Annotated in this window: 20 protein-coding genes and 3 tRNA genes; 13 read left to right on the top strand and 10 right to left on the bottom strand. The window is 72.6% G+C overall.

Annotation, left to right across the window (positions count from 1 at the left end):
• Window positions 1-58 precede the first annotated feature (58 nt).
• The 3 genes from AC4BG9_RS08260 to AC4BG9_RS08270 all read left to right on the top strand — a co-directional run bounded on the left by AC4BG9_RS08260 (window position 59) and on the right by AC4BG9_RS08270 (window position 2,869).
• A complete protein-coding gene (locus tag AC4BG9_RS08260) occupies window positions 59-490 on the top strand; it encodes a hypothetical protein (protein ID WP_490570599.1) in 432 nt (143 codons plus the stop codon).
• Between the two features lie 79 nt (window positions 491-569).
• Window positions 570-1,499 carry a hypothetical protein gene (locus AC4BG9_RS08265; protein ID WP_490570600.1) on the top strand — a complete coding sequence of 310 codons (930 nt, stop codon included), beginning with the start codon at window positions 570-572 and terminating at the stop codon, window positions 1,497-1,499.
• A complete protein-coding gene (locus tag AC4BG9_RS08270) occupies window positions 1,496-2,869 on the top strand; it encodes a hypothetical protein (RefSeq protein WP_490570601.1) in 1,374 nt (457 codons plus the stop codon). The genes AC4BG9_RS08265 and AC4BG9_RS08270 overlap by 4 nt, the downstream gene beginning before the upstream one ends.
• A 17-nt stretch (window positions 2,870-2,886) precedes the next feature.
• Here AC4BG9_RS08270 and AC4BG9_RS08275 read toward each other — a convergent pair whose 3' ends face one another.
• Window positions 2,887-4,365: a VWA domain-containing protein gene (locus AC4BG9_RS08275; RefSeq protein ID WP_490570602.1), complete on the bottom strand. Its 1,479-nt coding sequence runs from the start codon at window positions 4,363-4,365 to the stop codon at window positions 2,887-2,889.
• Between the two features lie 7 nt (window positions 4,366-4,372).
• Complete coding sequence (locus AC4BG9_RS08280) at window positions 4,373-5,245, bottom strand: AAA family ATPase (protein WP_490570603.1); 873 nt, start codon at window positions 5,243-5,245, stop codon at window positions 4,373-4,375.
• A 71-nt stretch (window positions 5,246-5,316) separates the two neighbouring features.
• On the opposite strand from AC4BG9_RS08280, the gene AC4BG9_RS08285 reads away from it, so the two are divergent.
• The gene (locus AC4BG9_RS08285) at window positions 5,317-5,601 is read left to right on the top strand and encodes a hypothetical protein (RefSeq protein ID WP_490570604.1); all 285 of its coding nucleotides are present in this window, start codon (window positions 5,317-5,319) and stop codon (window positions 5,599-5,601) included.
• Between the two features lie 84 nt (window positions 5,602-5,685).
• Here the strand turns inward: AC4BG9_RS08285 and AC4BG9_RS08290 are convergent.
• Window positions 5,686-5,770: transfer RNA gene (locus AC4BG9_RS08290), tRNA-Ser, on the bottom strand.
• A 37-nt stretch (window positions 5,771-5,807) separates the two neighbouring features.
• Entirely contained in the window at window positions 5,808-6,251 is a 444-nt protein-coding gene (locus AC4BG9_RS08295; protein WP_490570605.1) for a hypothetical protein, read from the bottom strand.
• 112 nt (window positions 6,252-6,363) lie between these two features.
• Here AC4BG9_RS08295 and AC4BG9_RS08300 point away from each other — a divergent pair, with 112 nt between their 5' ends.
• The 3 genes from AC4BG9_RS08300 to AC4BG9_RS08310 all read left to right on the top strand — a co-directional run bounded on the left by AC4BG9_RS08300 (window position 6,364) and on the right by AC4BG9_RS08310 (window position 7,322).
• Entirely contained in the window at window positions 6,364-6,807 is a 444-nt protein-coding gene (locus AC4BG9_RS08300) for a hypothetical protein (RefSeq protein WP_490570606.1), read from the top strand.
• Window positions 6,808-6,875: 68 nt separating this feature from the next.
• A tRNA-Ser gene (locus AC4BG9_RS08305) sits at window positions 6,876-6,969 on the top strand.
• A 230-nt stretch (window positions 6,970-7,199) separates the two neighbouring features.
• On the top strand, window positions 7,200-7,322 hold the full coding sequence (locus AC4BG9_RS08310) for a hypothetical protein (RefSeq protein ID WP_490570607.1): 123 nt from the start codon (window positions 7,200-7,202) through the stop codon (window positions 7,320-7,322).
• Window positions 7,323-7,471: 149 nt separating this feature from the next.
• Here AC4BG9_RS08310 and AC4BG9_RS08315 read toward each other — a convergent pair whose 3' ends face one another.
• The 3 genes from AC4BG9_RS08315 to AC4BG9_RS08325 all read right to left on the bottom strand — a co-directional run bounded on the left by AC4BG9_RS08315 (window position 7,472) and on the right by AC4BG9_RS08325 (window position 12,462).
• The gene (locus AC4BG9_RS08315) at window positions 7,472-8,470 is read right to left on the bottom strand and encodes a LuxR family transcriptional regulator (RefSeq protein WP_490570608.1); all 999 of its coding nucleotides are present in this window, start codon (window positions 8,468-8,470) and stop codon (window positions 7,472-7,474) included.
• Between the two features lie 92 nt (window positions 8,471-8,562).
• On the bottom strand, window positions 8,563-10,416 hold the full coding sequence (locus AC4BG9_RS08320) for a phosphoenolpyruvate carboxykinase (GTP) (RefSeq protein ID WP_490570609.1): 1,854 nt from the start codon (window positions 10,414-10,416) through the stop codon (window positions 8,563-8,565).
• 201 nt (window positions 10,417-10,617) lie between these two features.
• The gene (locus tag AC4BG9_RS08325) at window positions 10,618-12,462 is read right to left on the bottom strand and encodes a phosphoenolpyruvate carboxykinase (GTP) (protein WP_490570610.1); all 1,845 of its coding nucleotides are present in this window, start codon (window positions 12,460-12,462) and stop codon (window positions 10,618-10,620) included.
• A gap of 139 nt (window positions 12,463-12,601) precedes the next feature.
• Between AC4BG9_RS08325 and AC4BG9_RS08330 the strand changes: the two genes are divergently transcribed.
• The 5 genes from AC4BG9_RS08330 to dprE2 all read left to right on the top strand — a co-directional run bounded on the left by AC4BG9_RS08330 (window position 12,602) and on the right by dprE2 (window position 16,177).
• Window positions 12,602-12,931 carry an ArsR/SmtB family transcription factor gene (locus AC4BG9_RS08330; protein WP_490570611.1) on the top strand — a complete coding sequence of 110 codons (330 nt, stop codon included), beginning with the start codon at window positions 12,602-12,604 and terminating at the stop codon, window positions 12,929-12,931.
• A 59-nt stretch (window positions 12,932-12,990) separates the two neighbouring features.
• A tRNA-Arg gene (locus AC4BG9_RS08335) sits at window positions 12,991-13,063 on the top strand.
• Window positions 13,064-13,188: 125 nt separating this feature from the next.
• Window positions 13,189-14,064, top strand: a complete 876-nt coding sequence (locus tag AC4BG9_RS08340) for a decaprenyl-phosphate phosphoribosyltransferase (protein WP_490570612.1) — start codon at window positions 13,189-13,191, stop codon at window positions 14,062-14,064.
• A complete protein-coding gene (gene dprE1 / locus AC4BG9_RS08345; protein WP_490570613.1) occupies window positions 14,057-15,397 on the top strand; it encodes a decaprenylphosphoryl-beta-D-ribose oxidase in 1,341 nt (446 codons plus the stop codon). Before AC4BG9_RS08340 ends, dprE1 begins: the two co-directional genes overlap by 8 nt.
• 24 nt (window positions 15,398-15,421) lie before the next feature.
• Window positions 15,422-16,177: a decaprenylphospho-beta-D-erythro-pentofuranosid-2-ulose 2-reductase gene (gene dprE2 / locus AC4BG9_RS08350; RefSeq protein ID WP_490570614.1), complete on the top strand. Its 756-nt coding sequence runs from the start codon at window positions 15,422-15,424 to the stop codon at window positions 16,175-16,177.
• Between the two features lie 21 nt (window positions 16,178-16,198).
• Here dprE2 and AC4BG9_RS08355 read toward each other — a convergent pair whose 3' ends face one another.
• Complete coding sequence (locus tag AC4BG9_RS08355; RefSeq protein ID WP_490570615.1) at window positions 16,199-17,977, bottom strand: hypothetical protein; 1,779 nt, start codon at window positions 17,975-17,977, stop codon at window positions 16,199-16,201.
• Window positions 17,978-18,012: 35 nt separating this feature from the next.
• Here AC4BG9_RS08355 and AC4BG9_RS08360 point away from each other — a divergent pair, with 35 nt between their 5' ends.
• The gene (locus AC4BG9_RS08360) at window positions 18,013-18,690 is read left to right on the top strand and encodes a histidine phosphatase family protein (RefSeq protein WP_490570616.1); all 678 of its coding nucleotides are present in this window, start codon (window positions 18,013-18,015) and stop codon (window positions 18,688-18,690) included.
• Between the two features lie 70 nt (window positions 18,691-18,760).
• Here AC4BG9_RS08360 and AC4BG9_RS08365 read toward each other — a convergent pair whose 3' ends face one another.
• On the bottom strand, window positions 18,761-18,886 hold the full coding sequence (locus AC4BG9_RS08365) for a hypothetical protein (RefSeq protein WP_490570617.1): 126 nt from the start codon (window positions 18,884-18,886) through the stop codon (window positions 18,761-18,763).
• Window positions 18,883-19,233 carry a helix-turn-helix domain-containing protein gene (locus AC4BG9_RS08370; RefSeq protein WP_490570618.1) on the bottom strand — a complete coding sequence of 117 codons (351 nt, stop codon included), beginning with the start codon at window positions 19,231-19,233 and terminating at the stop codon, window positions 18,883-18,885. Before AC4BG9_RS08370 ends, AC4BG9_RS08365 begins: the two co-directional genes overlap by 4 nt.
• Between the last annotated feature and the right edge of the window lie 17 nt (window positions 19,234-19,250).

Consider the following 19,250-nt stretch of genomic DNA (forward strand, 5'->3'; position numbering starts at 1 on the left):
CGGGTTTGCGCCCGCACGGCTGGGGTAAGCATCCGGGAAGCACGGAAAGGGGTCTCCGATGTACGGCGAGACGGCTGCGATGCGCCGGCGCGTGGGCCAGCTGCGTGAGCAGGCCCTCGAGATCCGGCGGATGGCCGACCGGCTCGTCGCCCAGGCCGAGGCCGTGCCGTGGCACGGCCGGGCCGCCGAGTCGATGCGCCTGCGGATCAAGGAGCGCGCCGCGCACCTGCGCGAGGCCGCGGGCCTGCACGAGACCGCCGCCGACACCCTGGGCCGCCACGTCCACGAGGTCGATCACCGCCAGGACGCGATCGCGGTGACCGAGCGCAAGGTGGCCTCCCTGATCGCCGACGCCCGGGCCCGGGTGGAGGCCGGCGAGGCGACCGCCCCGGGGGCGGAGCCGGCCCCCGAGGACGCGTTGCTCCTCGCCTTCGTGCCGCCGCCGCCGGGTCACCGCGACTGGCTCGACGTCGAGCTGCCCGGGCTCTAGACGTGATGAACCGACGAGGAGAGGCACCGACCGTGGACCGTCCCGAAGTGGGCAGGGCACTGGCTGGAGGGCAGCCGTCATGGTGACCGTCGACCTGACGGCGCCGCCGCCGCCGCCGACCGAGCGGGTCCTGGAGGGGCTGCCGCGCCGGCTCGCCGTCACGCTCCCCGAGCTCCGCTTCCTCGCTGCGGCCGCCGGTGGCGCCCCCCTGCCCTTCGACGAGCCGCGGACCACGAGGCCCAACGCCCTGGACGCGCGGCTGGGCGCCAGCGCCTCCTCCGCGGAGGACACCGCCTACGCCACCGCGCTCGCCTCGCTGCACGACCCGGCGGAGAGCCTGGCCCGGCGCGGGCTCAACGGCCCGGCCGGGGTCGAGCCCGGCCTGGTCGGCGCGGTCGGTCTCCTCGCCACGCCCGAGCTGGCGCTCGAGATCGACATCGCGGCCGCGGGCAACCACGTGAAGTCCTGGCACCGGGAGGCCGGCGGGGCGGTCGCCACGCTGGCCACCGTGGACGGCGTCGTCTTCGAGCTGGCCTGGTTCGGCGCCGACCAGTGGGCCTCGGAGCTGGCCCGGGTGGCGGTGCCCCCCGAGGACGTGCCCCTGGGCGGGTCCGCGGTGCCGGGCGTCTTCAGCGCGCCCTACTCGCTGGCCGACGCGGTCGGGGAGGCCCTCAAGGCCGGCCGCCACGACCTGGTCCCGGTGCTGGTGGGCCAGCGGCCGGGCTCGGTGCACGACGCGGCCGGGGCCCCGATGGACGACGCGCACGCGGGCCGGGCGATGGCCGCGCTGCACCAGGAGGCCCAGGGCCGGCTGCGGGTGCTGGCCGCGCGGGTCGACGACACCGAGACCACCTCCGTCGGGGTGGTCTCCTGGACCCTGCTGGCCGACGGCTGGCACGCGCTGCTGCCGCACCACGAGGACGAGGACCCGCGCCTGGAGGTCCGCCGGGTGGAGCCGGCGGAGCTCGCGGTCACGCTGGCCCCGGTGCTCGCCGAGGTGAGCGCATGAACGAGATGCGCGGGCAGATCCCGCACGTGGAGCGCACCGCGCCCCCGGCGCCGAGCGAGCACGGCAACGACGCGGCCGTCAACGCCGACAAGTACCACCAGATGCTGGCCCTGGCCGACTTCTTCGACTCCTCCGGCGACGGGATGCGGAGCCGGGCGCGGCTGGGCGCGGCCGTCCTGTCCGACGAGGACGTCGCCTCCTCCGCCCCGCTCTCGCCCGCCACGTTCGCCGAGGCGGAGGAGGACATCCGGGCCGCCACCACGGGCAAGCACGGCCTGCTGACCCGCTCGGTCGAGCTGGACGCCGACGCGCTGGTGGTGCGCGCCACCGTCCTGACCTACCGCTGGATCGACGAGCTGCAGCAGGCGGCCTACCAGACCCTGGGGTCGATCGCGGGGCGCGCCATCGGCTACCTGGCGCCCGAGGTCGCGCTCGGCGGCGCGATCGTCTCGGCCGGCCTGATCGAGACCGACCACCTCGACCGCGAGGGACTGGCCGCCTACCTGAGCCAGCTGGCCGAGAGCAACCCCGAGCTGATGGACCACGTCCAGGGCGGCGGCGGCCTGCTCGACGGGCTCCAGATGCGCGCGATGCTGACCGCCGGCGTCCTGGCCGGCGACCAGGCCGCGCTGGCGGCCCGCGGCGGCCTCCGGGCCATCGGCGTGCATCCCTTCGTCACCGACTCGGCCGCGGCGCTGCGCGACTCCATCGGCGCGTTCGTGACCGAGGCGGGCGAGGGCGAGGCCCTGCCCACGGGCGAGGACGGCGGCAACCTGGGCGGCCCCCGGCCCGACGGCCTGGCCGCGCTGATGCGGGAGCTGATGGCGGCCGACGCCGGGGTGGTGGTCCGCGCCGTGGGCGAGGACCGCTTCATCGCCTACCTCCCCGGACCGCGGGGCGGGGCGACCCCCGGGCCCGGCGTCCGCCTGGTCAGCACCGACCACTCGATGTATGCCCGTCAGGTGGTCAAGGCCGTCGAGCGGGCGGTCGCCCACGCCGAGGACGCGCGCGTCCTGCTGGTCGGCACCGGCCAGGGCGGCGCCACCGCGGCGGAGATCGCCGCGGCCGGCCGCTCGCGGAAGTTCACCGTCGACCAGGTCGTCACCGTCCGGTCGCCCGCGGCCCAGGTGCCGGTGGTGCCGCAGACCTGCCGGGTGCTCTCCCTGGAGGACCGGTCCAACCCCGTCGCGCTGCTCGGCACGCTGGTCAACCAGGGCGTGCCCAACCGGGTGACCGTGATCCTGGACGCCACGGCCGCCGAGGGCGAGCACGAGGTGGTGGCCGCCGGCCGGATCGCCGACGAGTCCGGTCACCCGGGGGTCGTCGCCGAGGTGGCCCGGATGCGCGACCTGGGGTTCCTGGCGGGCTGACGCCGGCCGCGGCCCGGTCAGACCAGGTCGTGGACGAACTGCTCCAGCTGGACCAGGTTGCGGCACTCCACCATCGGGACCAGGGCGCCGTAGACCGGCGCCGCCGAGTCGCCGGCGCCCCACTGGCGCGGGTGCTCGGGGTTGAGCCACCACGACGCCCGGCAAGAAGCGACCAGCCCAGCCAGCACGTCCTCACCGAGGTCGCGGTAGTTGGAGCGGGCGTCGCCCAGGACCAGGAGCGAGACCTTGGGCCCCAGCGCGTCGGCGTGCTCCTCGGCGAAGCGGGTGAAGGCACGGCCGTAGTCGGTCCGGCCGAACCGGCTGGCGTGCGCGGCCCGTGCCGCCACCTGCGCCATCACCTCGCCGGGGTCGCCCCCGGGCGTGAAGGCGTCGGTGATCTCGTGCACGTCGTCGACGAAGGTGAAGGCCCGCACCTTGGTGAACTGCTCGCGCAGCGCGAAGACCAGCATCAGGGTGAAGGCGGCGAAGTTGGCCACCGAGCCGCTGACGTCGCAGAGCACCACCAGCTCGGTGCGGTGCGGCCGCTTCGGTCGGTGGTGGGTGGTCAGGGGCACCCCGCCGGTGGAGATCGAGGCCCGGACGGTGCGCCGGAAGTCCAGCGGGCCGCGGCGGCGGGCGTGCTGCTCCTTGGTCAGCCGGCTGGCGAGACGCCGGGAGAGCGGGTAGAGCTGGCGGCGCATCTCCTCCAGGTCGGCCTTGCGCGCGGAGGTGAAGTCGAGCCGGTCGATGGTCGGCCGGACGGTGATCCGGGCGACCTCCCCGGGGTCGCGCTCGGCGGCGATGCGGCGTACGGCGTCGGCCTCGACCAGGCGGGTGAACAGGCCGACCCGGCGGGCCGCCCGGCGCTCCGCCTCCTCCTCGGTGAGCCCGTCGGCCAGCAGGCTCGCGACCAGCCGGTCGACGAGGTCCTGCGGCGCCACCCGGCGCACCGTGTTGTAGGCCGACCAGCCGGAGCGACCGGGCGCCCGCCCGGGCATCTGCCCGAACCGGCCCACCGCCTCGGTGGCGAGCTCCTGGAGCGACCGGGCTCCCTCCCCCTGTCCGCCGCCCTGTCCGCCGCCCTGGCCGCCGCCCTGTCCGTCGCCCTCACCGTCGCCGCCCTCGCTGTCGCCGTCATCCGCCCGGTCGGCGCGCCGGTCGGCGAGCGCCTCCGCCAGCCGCTCGCGGAACCCCGCCAGCACCGGCGCCGAGTCGCGGATGCCGTGCTCGTCGGCCAGGTCGGGGGTGGCCACGCCCTCCCCCAGCAGGCGGGGGAAGTAGAGGTCGAAGATCGCCTCGAAGGCCGGCCGCTGGGTCTGCCGCTTGACCAGCGTCGCGGCGTACCCCTCGCGGACCGCCTCGCGGTCGTCCCAGCCGAGCGCGGAGACGGCCGCCACCGCGTCGAGCCCCTCGGCGAGCGAGACCGGCATCCCCGCCGCCCGCAGCGCCTCGAGGAAGGCGCCGTGCCGGTGCAGCAGCCCGGACTCCTCGCTCACCGGCAGGTCACCTGCGCAGCTTGAGCTCGCGGACCGCGCGGTCGTGGTCGGAGGCGTGCTTGAGGACCACCCCGAGGGTGGCGTCGACGGCCGCCTCGTCGAGGTCGCCGATCTCCAGGGCGACCAGGGTGCGCGCCCAGTCGACCGACTCCGCGATCGAGGGGGCCTTCTTCAGGTCCAGGTCGCGGAGCCGCACGACGGTCTCCACCAGCTGCCGGGCGATCCGCTCCTCCAGCTCGGGGACCTGGCTGCGGACGATCTCCAGCTCGCGCTCGAGGTCGGGATATTCCAGGTGGAGGTAGAGGCAGCGGCGCTTGACCGCCTCCGAGAGCTCGCGGGTGGCGTTGGAGGTCAGCACGACGAAAGGGCGGCGCACCGCCGAGACGGTGCCCAGCTCGGGGATGGTGACCTGGAAGTCGGAGAGGATCTCCAGCAGCAGCCCCTCGACCTCGACGTCGGTCTTGTCCACCTCGTCGATGAGCAGCACCGTGGGCTCGGAGCGCCGGATCGCGGTGAGCAGGGGGCGGGTGAGCAGGAACTCGTCGGTGAAGATGTCGTCGTGGGTCTGCTCCCAGGCCTGGGTGGCGGAGTCGGTGGCCTGGATCCGGAGCAGCTGCTTCTTGTAGTTCCACTCGTACAGCGCGCGCGCCTCGTCGAGGCCCTCGTAGCACTGGAGCCGGACCAGCTCGGCACCGCAGGCCCGGGCGACCGCCTTGGCCAGCTCGGTCTTCCCCACCCCGGCGGGGCCTTCGACCAGCAGGGGCTTCTCCAGGGCGCCGGTCAGGAAGGCGGTCGTCGCGGTCGGGGTGCCGGCCAGGTAGCCCACCTCGCCCAGGCGTCGGACCGCGTCTGCCGGGGAGGCGAACCAGCTGGTCTGCATGGGTCGACTCTAGGCTGGTGGTGCTGGCACGCGACGGCAAGGCTCGACGTGCAGCCGACCAAAGGGAGACCATGAGCACCGAAGAGGACGCGACCCTCAGTGTCGCCGCACAGCTGATCGCCGACGAGGAGACCGTGCACGACGCCACGGTCAGCGGCACCCGCTCCGGCATCCACCTGGAGCTCGTGGACCTCTCCACGACGCCGGCCGCCGACGACGACTGGGACCTGGACCCCACCGCCGACCTCGGCCTCAAGATCATGATCGGCGGGATCGAGCCGGAGGTGGCCGGCCAGCTGCTCCGCATCGCCGCGGACTTCCTGGACGAGGCGACCATCGAGGAGGACGAGGACTGACCTCCTCGGCGGCTCCTCGCCGCCGGGCGGGGGACGTCGCCACGTGACGGCTCCCCGCCGGTGGGGAGCCGTCACCGGCTCCGGCAGAGGGGGCGGGATTCGAACCCGCGGTAGGTCTCCCTACGACCGCTTTCAAGGCGGTTCCGATAGGCCACTCCGGCACCCCTCCACGCGCGGGGCCCGCGCGTGCGGAGCAGTCTAGGAGATCAGCGCGTCCCTCGGTCCCGGACCTCGGTGTCGTCGGGGGCGGGGTCGCCGACCCGACGGAGGTGCTCGCGGATGTCGCCGACCAGGCGCCGCATCTCGTAGCCGGCCTGGTCGACGTCCGGGTCACCCATCACCCGGAAGCGCAGCTCGCTCATCCGGCCCAGCAGGGCGTTGCGCTCCCGCAGCACCCGGGACCGACGCGCGGCCAGCCAGTCGTCCGGCACCCGGGACTCCCGCACCAGCACCTCGCGGACCGCGACCATCCGCTGGAGCACCGCCCAGCGCCAGATGCTCAGCGAGCTCGTCCGGTCCCGGTGGGTCAGGGCGTGCTCGAGCCGCTGGAGGGGGAGCTCGCCGGGGGGCGCGACGACACCACCCTCGTCGGCACCGCGTCGGGCGCCGACCGGGTCGTGGCCCGCCTCGTCGGCGGCACGTGGGCTCATCGGGTCGCTTCCTCCCTGACGCCGCGCCGGGGAAGACGAGTGTGACCCGCACCACTGGGCGAGGACAAGGCCCGATTCGTAGTCACTTCGGGCCATCTTGTTCAATCGACCTGTGGCCTCCGACTACCGCTTCTCCCCCGCCCTCACCGCCCGCCTGCTCGGTCTCACCCTGATCGGAGCGGCCGCGCTCGTCGCCCTGGCCACCCTGGGCGTCGCCGTCTGGAACTTCCACACCGCGACCCTGCTGGTGCCGGTGGTGCTGGTGCTGGTCGTGCTGGTGGCGATGATGGCCTGGAGCAACGGCTGGGTGGTGCGGCTCGGCGAGGACGGCTACCAGGTACGCCGGATCCGCGGGGCCGGCGTCCCGGCCGCGCGGTGGAAGGACGTGGAGGACGCGGTCACCACCCACCGGCACGGCTCCCCCTGCGTCGTGCTGCGACTGCGGGACGGGCGGACCACCACCATCCCGACCGAGGCCCTCAACGCCGACCGCGAGGCCTTCGCCAAGGACGTCATCGACCACCTCCAGCGGGGCCAGGGCCTCCGCCGCCGCTGAGGCGGCGACCGGTCCCGGGGCTGATTCGGCACATCGCGGCCGGGCCTTGTAGCCTGTGCTCGCTGCAAGGAGGCGTCGCCTAGTCCGGTCTATGGCGCCCGCCTGCTAAGCGGGTTTGGGGCTACAACCCCATCGAGGGTTCAAATCCCTCCGCCTCCGCCAGCAGCCGGGGGGAGCAGCTCGCTGGAGCACTCCCCCCGGCCACTTCGCTCTCGCGCCTCCTGGGGCGCCTCCCCCGGGGCTCCGCACCCGCGCTCCCCGGCGCCCACCGGTGTTGCAGCAATCTGCAGTGCACAAAGATGCACACCCCATATTGATGACGTGTCGCCCGTCTGTGCCGACAATCAAGAAGACCGGGTCCGCCCCTGACCCTTACGAAAGGTGACACCGCCATGAAGGTTCTCCGCCTGACCGCCATTGCACTCTGCTCCAGCCTGATCGCGCTCGGCGCGATGGCCGCGCCCGCGCAGGCCAAGGACACCAGCTGGGGTTACATCAGCGGCCCCAACCGCTGACCCACCAGGGGCTAGCGGGACCCGGGAGACTCGGATCCCCCCGTCGAGCCGCCTGACTTGGTCACCCTCGTGACCGGTCCCGCGAACGGAAGAAGGCAGCGACCCACGGTCGCTGCCTTCTTCCGTCTCCACTCGTCCCGGCCGGCGGGTCACTCCTCGGGAGCCGGCGACTCGTGGCCCGAGACCCCCAGGCGCCCCATCGCGTAGCCGAGCTGAAACCTGGTCTGGGCCTCGAACTCGTCCTTGAGGTCGGCCACGTAGCCGGCGTAGGTCCGGGGGCTGACCCCGAGCCGCTTCGCGCTGGCGGGGTCGGCGTAGCCGGCGATCAGCATCCGGATGGTCATCGCCCGCTGCTCGGCGGCGACCCCGCGGCTCATCGAGGCCTCGCGGTGGGTGAAGGGCCGGGCCCGCTCCCAGGTGCGCTCGAACATGTCGACCAGGTAGGCCACCAGCGAGGGCTCCCGGATGGCGAGCGCCACCGCCAGCCCCTCGTGCCCGGGGATCACCGCGAGCCGGCGGTCCACCACGATGAGCCGGTTGAAGAACTCGTCGAGGGTGCGCACCTCGGCGCCGCGCGACCCGACCGCCGCAACGTACTTGTAGGTGGTCGCACTGCGTCGCGCCGAGTGCTGGTAGAGGGTGCGCATCTTGACGCCTCGGTCCAGGGCGGCGAGGTCGCGCTGGGTGGCCGCGGCCAGGGTGGGGGCGTTGCGCCCCGACTGCGGCTGGGCGGTGAGCAGCTCGAACTCGGCGTCGGCGACCACGGCGGCGATGAACGAGTTGATCGCCGCGCCCCTCACCTCGGTGACGAGCCCACTGGTCTCGCCGGGGGCCTTGCGCCACACGTGGGCCAGAGCGTTGAAGGCCTGCGCCCACCGCGACGACTCCGCGATGAGCTGTGCGCCCTGCTGACCCATCGGCGCCACGATCAGCGACGCGACGGTGCTCGGGTCGACCGCCATCCACCGCGTGCCCTCGCGCGCCACCAGCCCGATCCGGGCCAGCAGGTCCAGGGCGGCCGCCTGCTCGTCGTCGCGGGCCAGCCGCGGGTCGTCCGCCGAGATCCCACCCGAGCTGACGACGTGGTCGTAGAGGTCGGTGGCCACCCGCTCGAAGAGGTCGCGATCCTCAGGCCCGAACTGCGCCACGTCTCCTCCTCACCAGAGCCGGCGGCACCCGGCCGGCGCCCGGAGGCATCTTTCCACAGCCTCCGTCGGCGCCCGCCGGGGCCGAGCGCCGCTCAGGCCTCCAGGCGGACCCGCAGGATGTCCAGCTCGGCCCACAGGACGCCCGGCAGGTCGTCGCCGAACTTCTCGAACCACTCCTGGATCTGCGGCAGCTCGGCCTGCCACTCCTCGGTGTCGACCGCCAGGGCCGCGGCGAGCTGCTCCTCGGAGACGTCGAGGCCGTCCACGTCCAGCGAGCCGGGCGCCGGCACGTGGCCGATGGGGGTCTCGACCGCGGCCGCCCGGCCCTCGAGCCGGTCGACGACCCACTTGAGGACCCGGCTGTTCTCGCCGAAGCCCGGCCACAGGAAGTCGCCGTCCTCGCCCCTGCGGAACCAGTTGACGTAGAAGATCCGGGGCAGCCTGGACTCGTCGTTGTCCTTGCCCATCGCGATCCAGTGGCCGAAGTAGTCGCCGGCGTTGTAGCCGATGAACGGCAGCATCGCCATCGGGTCACGGCGCACCACGCCGACGGCGCCCACGGCGGCGGCGGTGGTCTCCGAGGAGAGGGTGGCGCCCATGAACGTGCCGTGGGTCCAGTCGCGGGCCTCGGTGACCAGCGGGATGGTGGTGCGGCGGCGACCGCCGAAGAGGATGGCGTCGATCGGCACCCCGCGCGGGTCGTCGTACTCGGCCGCCAGGATGTCGCACTGCTTGATGGGCGTGCAGTAGCGGCTGTTGGCGTGGCTGGAGAGCTCGCCGGTGGCAGCACCGATCTCCGGGGTCCACGGCTCGCCCTTCCAGGAGGTCGCCTTCGCGGGCGGGTTCTCCAGGCCCTCCCACCAGACGTCGCCGTCCGCGGTGAGCGCCACGTTGGTGAAGACCGAGCTGCCCTTGTTGATGGTGCTCATCGCGTGCGGGTTGGTGTGCTCGTTGGTCCCCGGGGCGACGCCGAAGAAGCCGAACTCGGGGTTGACCGCCCACAGGCGGCCGTCCTCGCCGATCCGCATCCAGGCGATGTCGTCGCCGATGGCCTCGACCTTCCACCCGGGGATGGTCGGCTTGAGCATCGCCAGGTTGGTCTTGCCGCAGGCCGACGGGAACGCGGCGGCGACGTACTTGGTGGCTCCGGCGGGGCTGGTGAGCTTGAGGATGAGCATGTGCTCGGCCATCCAGCCCTCGTCGCGCGCCATCACCGAGGCGATGCGCAGCGCGTAGCACTTCTTGCCGAGCAGCGCGTTGCCGCCGTAGCCGGAGCCGAAGCTCCAGATCATCCGCTCCTCGGGGAACTGCACGATGTACTTGGTGTCGTTGCACGGCCAGGCGACGTCGGCCCGGCCCTCGGACAGCGGCATCCCGACCGAGTGCAGCGCGGGCACCCACTGCACGTCCTGGCCGGCGGCGTCCAGCTCCTCCATCCGGCGCAGCACGTCGGTGCCCATCCGGGCCATCACCCGCATCGAGACGGTCACGTAGGCGGAGTCGGTGATCTCCACCCCGAACATCGGCTTCTCGGCGTCGAGGTGGCCCATCACGAAGGGGATGACGTACATGGTGCGGCCGGCCATGCAGCCGGCGTAGAGCCCGCGCATGAGCTCCTTCATCTGCTCGGGGTCCATCCAGTTGTTGGTGGGACCGGCGTCGCGCTCCTCGAGCGAGCAGATGTAGGTGCGGTCCTCGACCCGGGCCACGTCGGTGGGGTCGGAGGCGGCGTGGAACGAGTTCGGCTTGATGGCCGGGTTGAGCCGGGTGAAGGTGCCGGTGGCCTCGAGGGCGGCGGTCAGCTGCTGCCACTCCTCGTCTGAGCCGGTGCACCAGTGGATGTCGGCGGGGCGGGTGAGCTCGGCGATCTCCTCGACCCAGGCCAGGATGCCCTGGTGGGTGGTGGCCGGCCGGCTGGTCGCGGCGGTGTCGATGGTGGCGGTCATGGCCTGTCCCTCTCGCGCGTGCGGGGTGATGGGCTTCGCCCGGCACCTTTGCCTGGCGGGTGGGTGCCGCGAGGCTAGCCGTCCCGCGCGCCGCGCAGTATTGGATCGATCCACCGCTCGCCCGGCCCCGGACGCGAACGTCCCCCGCCTCCTGGTGGGGAGACGGGGGACGTCGGAGGTGCCGGGGACTGCCGGGTGAGGTCAGGCCTGGTCCTGCTCGAGCTCGGCGGCCACGCGGCGGTGGGCCTCCCAGATCGCCTCGGGCATCCGGTCGAACTGCTTGAGGTGCTCCTCGCGGTAGCCCATCTCCTGGCGCCAGCGGGCCCGGTCGATGGTCAGGATCCGGTGGAGGTCCTCGGCGGGCAGGTCCATGCCCTCGAGGTTGAGCTCCTCCTCGGTCGGGATGATGCCGACCGGGGTGCGGTTGCCCTTGACCTCGCCGTTCTTGAGCTGCAGCAGCCACAGCAGCGGACGGAGGTTGTCGCGGTATCCGGGCCACAGGAAGTGACCGTCCTCGGGGTCGCGCTGGAACCAGTTGACGTGGGCGAAGATCGGCTGCTCCTTCGCCGCGCCGACCACGTCGAGGTAGTGCTGGGCGTAGTCGCCCTCGCCGTAGGCCATGAAGGGCCGGTTGGACATCGGGTCGTAGCGGAGCACGCCCTCCTTGCCCTCGGCGGCGGCGGTCGCCTCGGCACCCAGCGTGAGGCCGTCGTAGACGCCCTCGGCCAGGTCGTGGATCGCCCGGATCAGCGGCTCACGGTCGCGGGTGCGGCCACCGAAGATGATCGCGTCGATCGGCACGCCGGCGGGGGCGTTGTAGTCCTTGGCGATGTTCGGGACGTTGTCCAGCGTGGTGGTGAACCGGCTGTTGGGGTGCGCCCACGGGTCGTTCTTCTCGGCCTCGGAGCGCTCCGCGATGGGGTTGCCCTTCCAGTCGAGCCAGCCGTCGACGTCGGCCGGCGGCTCGGGCGTGCGGCCCTCCCACCAGACCTCCTGGGTCTTCGGGTTGTAGGCGACGTTGGTGAAGATCGTCCGGGTGCCCTCGCTGAGCGACTTGAGCGCGATCGGGTTGGTCTTCTCGTTGGTGTCCTTGGCGACACCGAAGACGCCGTACTCCGGGTTCATGCCCATCAGGCGGCCGGTCTTCTCGTCGACCCACAGCCACGCGATGTCGTCGCCGTAGAACGAGACGTGGTAGCGGTCGCCGAGAGCGTCGGGGGCCAGCATCATCGCCAGGTTGGTCTTGCCCGAGGCGCTCGGGAAGCCGCCGCAGATGTGGTAGTCCTTGCCGGTCTCCTTGTCGTGGATCCCGATGAGCATGTACTGCTCGGCGAGGAACTTCTTGCTGGCCCAGCCGTCGTAGGCGCCCTGGCGCAGGCCGTGGGCGATCTTGCCCAGCAGCGCGTTGCCGCCGTACGACGAGCCGAAGTGCAGGATCGTCCGCTCGTCACCGACGGTGACGAAGTAGCGCATGTCGTCCGGGGTGCCCTGGCCGAGGTTCTCCAGGTCGCCGGTCACGTGGACGGCGCGGACGAAGCTGTTCTGGTCCTCGAGGTCGTTGACGTGCTCGACCCCGACGCGGGCCATCCGGATCATGTGGAGCACGACGGTCCGGGTGTCGGTCAGCTCAACACCGGCGGCCCAGGGGGCGAGCTCGTTGCCGGGGGGCGACATCAGGTAGGGGACGACGTACATCGTCTTGCCGGCCGAGGCGCCGCGCATGCGGTCCTCGAGCAGCGGCTTCATCTCCGAGGCGGGGCGCCAGTTGTTGTAGACGCCCTTGTCCTTGGGGTCGTTGGTGGCCACGATGGTGCGCTCCTCGGAGCGCGCCGTGTCCTTGTAGTAGCTGCGCGAGTAGTAACGGTCCTTGCCCGCAGGCAGGAGCTCGCCGGCCTCGAGGGCCTCGGCGACCAGCCGCTCGTCGTCCGCCTGGTTGACGACCTCGATGCGCTCCGCGCCCGTGAGCTCTGCGTAGTACTTCACGTAGTCACGAACGTGCGGGTTCGTGAGCCCCGCCGCGTCCAGGGCTGCCTCAAAGTCTGCCATGGTGCCTTGCTCCCTACCTGTGGAAGTGCTGGTGCCCGAACACCCTCGTCCGGGTCGTCGTGAAGAACCTAATTGAAGACTTCTTCAACTCATGTAGTCTGCACGATCAGTGAGACTACCCCGAGGAGGTGAGGGCATCATGGCAGTACCTCTCTACGAGGCCAAAGCCGACCTCTTCCGGACGCTCGGACACCCCACCCGGGTACGGGTGCTGGAGCTGCTCGTGGAGCGGCCGATGCCGGTCAAGGACCTGCTCGCCGACATCGGCGTCGAGGCCTCCAACCTCTCCCAGCAGCTCTCGGTGCTGCGCCGGGCCGGACTCGTCACCTCCTCCCGCCAGGGCACGACCGTGACGTACGCCGTCGCGAGCCCCCAGCTGGCCGACCTGCTGGCCGCGGGCCGGCAGATCCTCGCCTCGGTGTGGAGCGACACCGAGGGAATGCTCAACGAGTTGCGCGAGACCTCCTGATTTCGCCCCGCGCCCGCGATCGGATACTCTCTTCCAGTCCTTGCCTGATGGCTGGACGGGCGCCTGTAGCTCAACGGATAGAGCATCTGACTACGGATCAGAAGGTTTGGGGTTCGAATCCCTACAGGCGCGCAGGACGAACCCCGGTGACCTCGGTCGCCGGGGTTCTTGCCTGTCCGGACCCCTTCCGGGCCCTCCTGGACGGGTCGCGAGGCCCCTGACGAGACTCCCCGCGGCGGGCACCCCGAGCGCATAGAGTGCCCGCTGTGATCTCCGCCGCTGCCGTCGTGTCGTCGATGCGACCCAAGCAGTGGATCAAGAACCTGCTGGTGGTGGCGGCACCGCTGGCCGCCGGCGACATCGCCGATCCCGGGGTGATGGCCGCGACCGCCTTCGCCTTCGTCGCCTTCTGCGGCGCCTCCTCGGCGGTCTACCTGGTCAACGACTGCGCCGACGTCGACGCCGACCGGCTGCACCCGAAGAAGCAGAACCGGGCGATCGCCGCGGGCCGGCTCTCGGTGCGGGCCGCGCTGCTGATCGCCGTGCTGCTGGTGGTGGGCAGCCTGGCGGTCGCCTCCCTGGCCGGGTGGCAGCTGGTCGTGCTGCTCGCCGCCTACCTGGTCCTGATGGGCTCCTACTCGCTGTGGCTCAAGCACGAGCCGGTCGTCGACCTGGCGCTGGTGGCCGGCGGGTTCCTGATGCGCGCGGTCGCCGGCGGGCTCGCCGCCGACCTCCTCATCTCCGACTGGTTCCTGCTGGTGGCCGGCTTCGGGTCGCTCTTCGTGGTGGCGGGCAAGCGCTACTCCGAGCTGCACACCCTGGGCTCGGAGGCCGGCACCCGCCGCTCGCTGGTCCGCTACACCGACACCTACCTGCGCTTCGTGTGGTGCCTCGCGGCCGCGGTCACCATCGCCTCCTACTGCCTGTGGGCGTTCGAGAACGCCGCACCGAGCGGGATCCCCTGGCACTCGCTCTCCATCGTCCCCTTCGTGCTGGGCCTGCTGCGCTACGCCGTCGACATCGACGCCGGCCTGGCCGGCGACCCCGAGGACATCGTGTGGGGAGACCGGCTGCTGCAGGCCGTCGGTGCGGTCTGGGTCCTCGCGCTGGTGCTGGGGGTGCTCGGTGCCTGAGGCGTCGTCGCTGCACGGCTGGGGCCGCACCGCCCCCACCACCGGCCACCTCCTCGACACCCTCGCGGCCTCGGTGCCCGAGGTCGTCGCCGCGGCCGGGACGCGCGGCGTGATCGCCCGCGGCCTGGGGCGTTCCTACGGCGACGCCGCGCAGAACGCCGGCGGCGAGGTGCTGGCCCCGCTGCCCACCGCCTACGGCGAGCTCGGCCTCGACGGCACGATCGAGGTCTCGGCCGGCACCAGCCTCCACGACCTGATGCGGGTCCTGCTGCCGCTGGGCCGCTTCGTGCCGGTCACCCCCGGCACCCGCTACGTCACGGTCGGCGGCGCTATCGCCTGCGACGTGCACGGCAAGAGCCACCACGTCGCCGGCAGCTTCGGCAACCACGTGGTCTCCTTCGACCTGGTGCTGGCCGACGGCAGCACCCGCACCGTCACCCCCGAGGGCGACCCGGACCTCTTCTGGGGCACCGTCGGCGGGATGGGCCTGACCGGGATGATCCTCCGCGCCACGCTGCGCACCATCGCGGTCGAGACCGGCTGGGCCAGCGTCACCACCCGCCGGCTGCCCGACCTGGAGTCGGTGATGCGCGAGATGGTCGCGGCCGACGACCGCTACACCTACTCCGTCGCCTGGATCGACACCCTCGCCCGTGGCCGCGCCCTCGGCCGCTCGGTGCTCACCCTCGGCGAGCACGCCCGCCGCGAGGAGCTGACCGGCCGCCGGGCCAAACGGCCCCTCCCCCTCCCGGGCGACCCGCTGCTGGCGCTGCCCCTCACCCCGCCGGTCAACCTCGTCTCGCTGCCCGCCGTCCGCGCCTTCAACGAGGCCTGGTTCCGCAAGGCGCCGCGCCACCGCAGCGGCGAGATCCAGTCGCTGGGCCAGTTCTTCCACCCGCTCGACGGGGTGGCCGGCTGGAACCGCGCCTACGGCCCGCACGGCTTCGTCCAGTACCAGCTCGTCGTCCCGGACGGCGCGGAGCAGGCGCTCGCCCGGATCCTGGAGACGATCGCGGAACGGCGGCTCCCGTGCTTCCTCGCCGTGCTCAAGCGCTTCGGCCCCGGCAACCCCGGGTTCCTCTCCTTCCCGACCGCCGGGTGGACGCTGGCCTACGACGTGCCGGCGACCCCCGGCCTGGCACCGCTGCTCCAGGAGCTGGACGCCGCGGTGGTCGCGGCCGGCGGACGGGTCTACCTGGCCAAGGACTCACGCCTGCGCCCCGACGCCCTGGCGGCGATGTATCCGCGCCTGCCCGAGCTCCGCGCGCTGCGCGACCGGGTCGACCCCGACCGCAGCTTCCAGTCCGACCTGTCCCGCCGCCTCGACCTCTGACCTCGACACCCGACAAGGACCCTCATGCTCGACGCCCTCGGCCAGCCCCAGACCCTCCTCCTGCTCGGCGGGACCAGCGAGATCGCGCTGGCCACCGCCCGCCGCTGGGCCGAGACCGGCGCGCCGTACGTCGTGCTGGCCGCCCGCCCCGGCGAGCGCCGGGACGCGGCCGTCGCCGAGCTCGAGGGCCTCGGGCTCACGGTGCAGGCGGTGGACTTCGAGGCCCAGGACACCGACACCCACCCCGCCCTCATCGAGTCCATCGCCAAGGAGCGCGACATCGACGTGGCCGTGGTCGCCTTCGGGGTGCTCGGCGACGAGGAGACCGCCTGGCAGGACCACGCGTCGGCGGTCGAGCACGCGAGCGTCAACTACGTCGCCCCGGTGAGCGTCGGGGTCTGCCTGGCCTCGGTCATGCGCCGCCAGGGCCACGGGGTGATCGTGGCCCTCTCGTCGGTGGCCGGCGAGAGGGTGCGCCGCTCCAACTTCGTCTACGGCTCCTCCAAGGCCGGCATGGACGGCTTCTACCTCGGCCTCGGCGAGGCGCTGCGCGGCACCGGCGCGCGGGTCGTGGTGGTGCGCCCCGGTTTCGTGCACACCAAGATGACCCGGGGCCGCGAGGCGGCCCCGCTGGCGGTGGGCCCGGACGACGTCGCCAAGGCCGTCACCAAGGCGGTCGCCTCCGGCACCGACCTGGTCTGGGTGCCGGGCGCGATGCGCGGGGTGATGTCGGGCCTGCGCCACGTGCCGCGGCCGCTCTTCCGCAAGCTCCCGCTCTGAGGCCTCGGCTGCCCGAGGCGGCTACTGCTCACCCTTGATCGGCCCCAGGGAGACGTCCCAGATGCACAGCCCGGCGTCCTCCGAGCTGCCGATCCGGATCCGGCTGTACTCGCTCTCCGTCAGCACGAAGAGGGAGTGCACACCAGCCGGGATCTGCACCTGGTGATGGGTGGTCCCGGCTTTCAGGCTGATCTCGGTGGCCTTGTCGGCGTCGTACTCCACCTCCACCCACCAGGAGCCCAGGACCGGGCCGTCCATCAGGACCGAGGTGAGCGCACCCTGCTCCACCTTGTAGCCGCAGCCCTTGGTGGGAAGCGCGCGTCGTACCGGATCGATCTTGACCGGGATCACCTCGCCCTCCCCGTCGATGATCCAGAGGTCGTCGACGGCGCTCCTGGGGAACGTCATCTCGTCGGGGTAGCGCTGGAACAGGCGGCCGTGCGTGTTCTCCGGGTAGTTGAAGCCCCACAGCACCTCGGGTGGGACGCGGGCGTCCACCAGCGGGACCGGGTCCTCCTGGTCGGGGAGGGTGGCCCAGACGTTGTCGAAGTACGGCGGGGTGGGGTTCTCCTCCTGCCAGTTCTCGAGGTAGCGCAGGCTCGAGACGAGGGACAGCCCCGTCACGCAGACCGCGATGGCGCCGACCAGCAGGGGCTTCTCGAAGGAGCGAGGCCTGCCCTCGCGCGGCTCGTTGACCTCGACGGCCCCACGCAACGGCAGGAAGGCCAGCCCGATCGCCAGGACCGCGATCGCGGCCAGCTCGGTCTGGTAGCGGTACTCACGGGCGATGTCGGCGCCGACCGCGCCCGCGCGCGCCGAGGTCAGCAGCACGATGTTGATCACCAGGAGGGAACCGATCAGACCCCACGCACGCCGGCTGATCGTGCGCGTGTGGTCGGCGTAGAGGGCGGCACAGACGAGCACCACCCAGGCCACGGAGACCACCGCCAGCGACGGATCGGCCAACGAGCCGTTCTCCAGGGGCTGCCAGGTCAGCGGGCCGCCGATCAGCGCCGGCCCGAAGGTGACGACCACGAAGTTGCCGAGCACGTCACCCCAGGGGATGGGGCTCCCGTCGGAGTTGCCGCCGGTGAACCCGATCTGCACGTAGATCGCGATGTAGGCGCCGGCCAGGGCCACATGTGCGACCAGGCCGGTGCGGTAGCGGGCCCACAGCTGCCCGAACCGCTCACCGAGGCCGCCGTAGGCGAACCAACCGAGCGCCACGAGCCCGTACAGGGCGAAGACGACCAGCGTCTTCTCGTAGAAGACGAGCCCGAACACGGTCCAGGCCAGGGTCGCGAGGAGGTGCCGCAGGCGACCGGTCCGCAGGTAGGCCAGGTGGGAGGTCAGGCCGAAGGCGAGGGCGATCAGCAGCGGCAGCTGGTTGATGCCGGCGGCGTACCAGATCCCGGCGGAGAGGGTGAAGACCCACGTCAGGTAGACGGCCAGGAGCGCCAGCACCATCGGCCGGCGTCCGAACATGGAGACGAGGAGCCGGAACATGCCGACGGCCGCGAGCGCCTGGAGGGCGAGCAGCACCGCCGCCCAGGCCTCCCACTCGTAGGCGGCGTACTCGGTCAGGAGCCAGGTGACCGCGAACCCGGCCGGCATCAGGTGCCCGCCGTAGGACTCGAGGAGGTACTCGGCACCGAACGGCAGATTCATCGCCCGGGACATGAAGGCGAGGTCGTCGAAGTAGAACCAGGACCCCGACAGCGCCCAGCCGCGGAAGGCCAGGTGGCCCAGGATGAGCAGCGCACCCGTGAGCCAGAAGAGGTCCAGTTTCCGTCGAGCCACGCGGGGAGTGTGGCACAACCGGGTACTACTGGGTCATGACCACGCCAATGGCCGGACCTGCGAGCCCGACCGTGGTGCACCTGGTGCGTCACGGCGAGGTCGACAACCCCGACGGCATCCTCTACGGCCGGCTCGACGGCTACCCGCTCACGGCGCGGGGCCACGCGATGGCCGAGCGGGTGGCCGAGGTCCTCGCCGGACGCGACATCGTCCACCTGGTCTCCTCGCCGCTGCTGCGCGCCCGGCAGACCGCTGAGGCCCTCAGCGCACGACTGGGTCTCGAGGCGACGACCGACGAGCGGATGACGGAGTCGTCGAGCCGCCTGGAGGGTTGGCGCCTCGAGGGTGGCCACGGGGTGCTGCGCACCCCCTCGGCCTGGCGTCACCTGTGGAACCCGGTCAGGCCGTCGTGGGGCGAGCCCTACGCTGAGGTGGCCGACCGGATGCTCGCGGCCGTCGCGGCCGCCCGCGACGCCGCCGCGGGGCACGAGGCGGTGCTCGTCTCCCACCAGCTGCCCATCTGGATCGCCCGCCGGCGTCTGGAGGGGCGGGGTCTGCTGCACGACCCGCGCCGTCGCGAGTGCACGCTGTGCTCGGTGACCTCCGTCCGGTTCGAGGGCGACCGGCCGGTGAGCGTGGCCTACTCCGAGCCGGCGGCCGAGATGCTGCCCGCCAAGGGCCGGCGCGGCCGGGACTCCTCGGCCGCGCGGTAGACGCCCTGGGCCACGAGCAGGACCCGTCGGCGCACCGCGCGCTCGTCGTCCATCGCCGCCAGCCGGGGAGTCACAGCGGCAGCTCGTCGCGGAACGGCACCAGGTGCTGCAGCCACATCACCCGCGCGGTCGAGGCGTCCTCAGGGACCGGCGCCGCGCGGTAGCGCTGCACCACCTCCCAGATCTCCGCGGTCATCTCCCGTGCCTGCGCCGCAGCGACTGGGTGGCCCGGTACGCCGGGGCGTTGCCCAGGAAGTCGGCCGTCGGCCAGCTGGTCACCTCGTGGGTGGGACGCCACCACCGCTCGCGGCGGCTCGCCCGACCCGGGTCCTCCTCGACCGGTCCGGCGTCGGCGAGCTTGCGCAGGTGATAGCTGGTCAGCCCGCTCGACTCCCCCAGCTTGGCCGCCAGGCCGCTCGCCGTCGCCGGGCCGTCGACCCGCAGCATCCCGAGCAGACGGCTCCGCAGCGGGTGCGCCAGCGTCTCCAGCGCGACGGCATCCAGGACGACGGTCTCGCGGGGCTGCCGCTCCGGCAGAAGCACAGGGCTACGGTGTGAGG

Source organism: Nocardioides sp. Z40_12 (assembly GCF_058215795.1).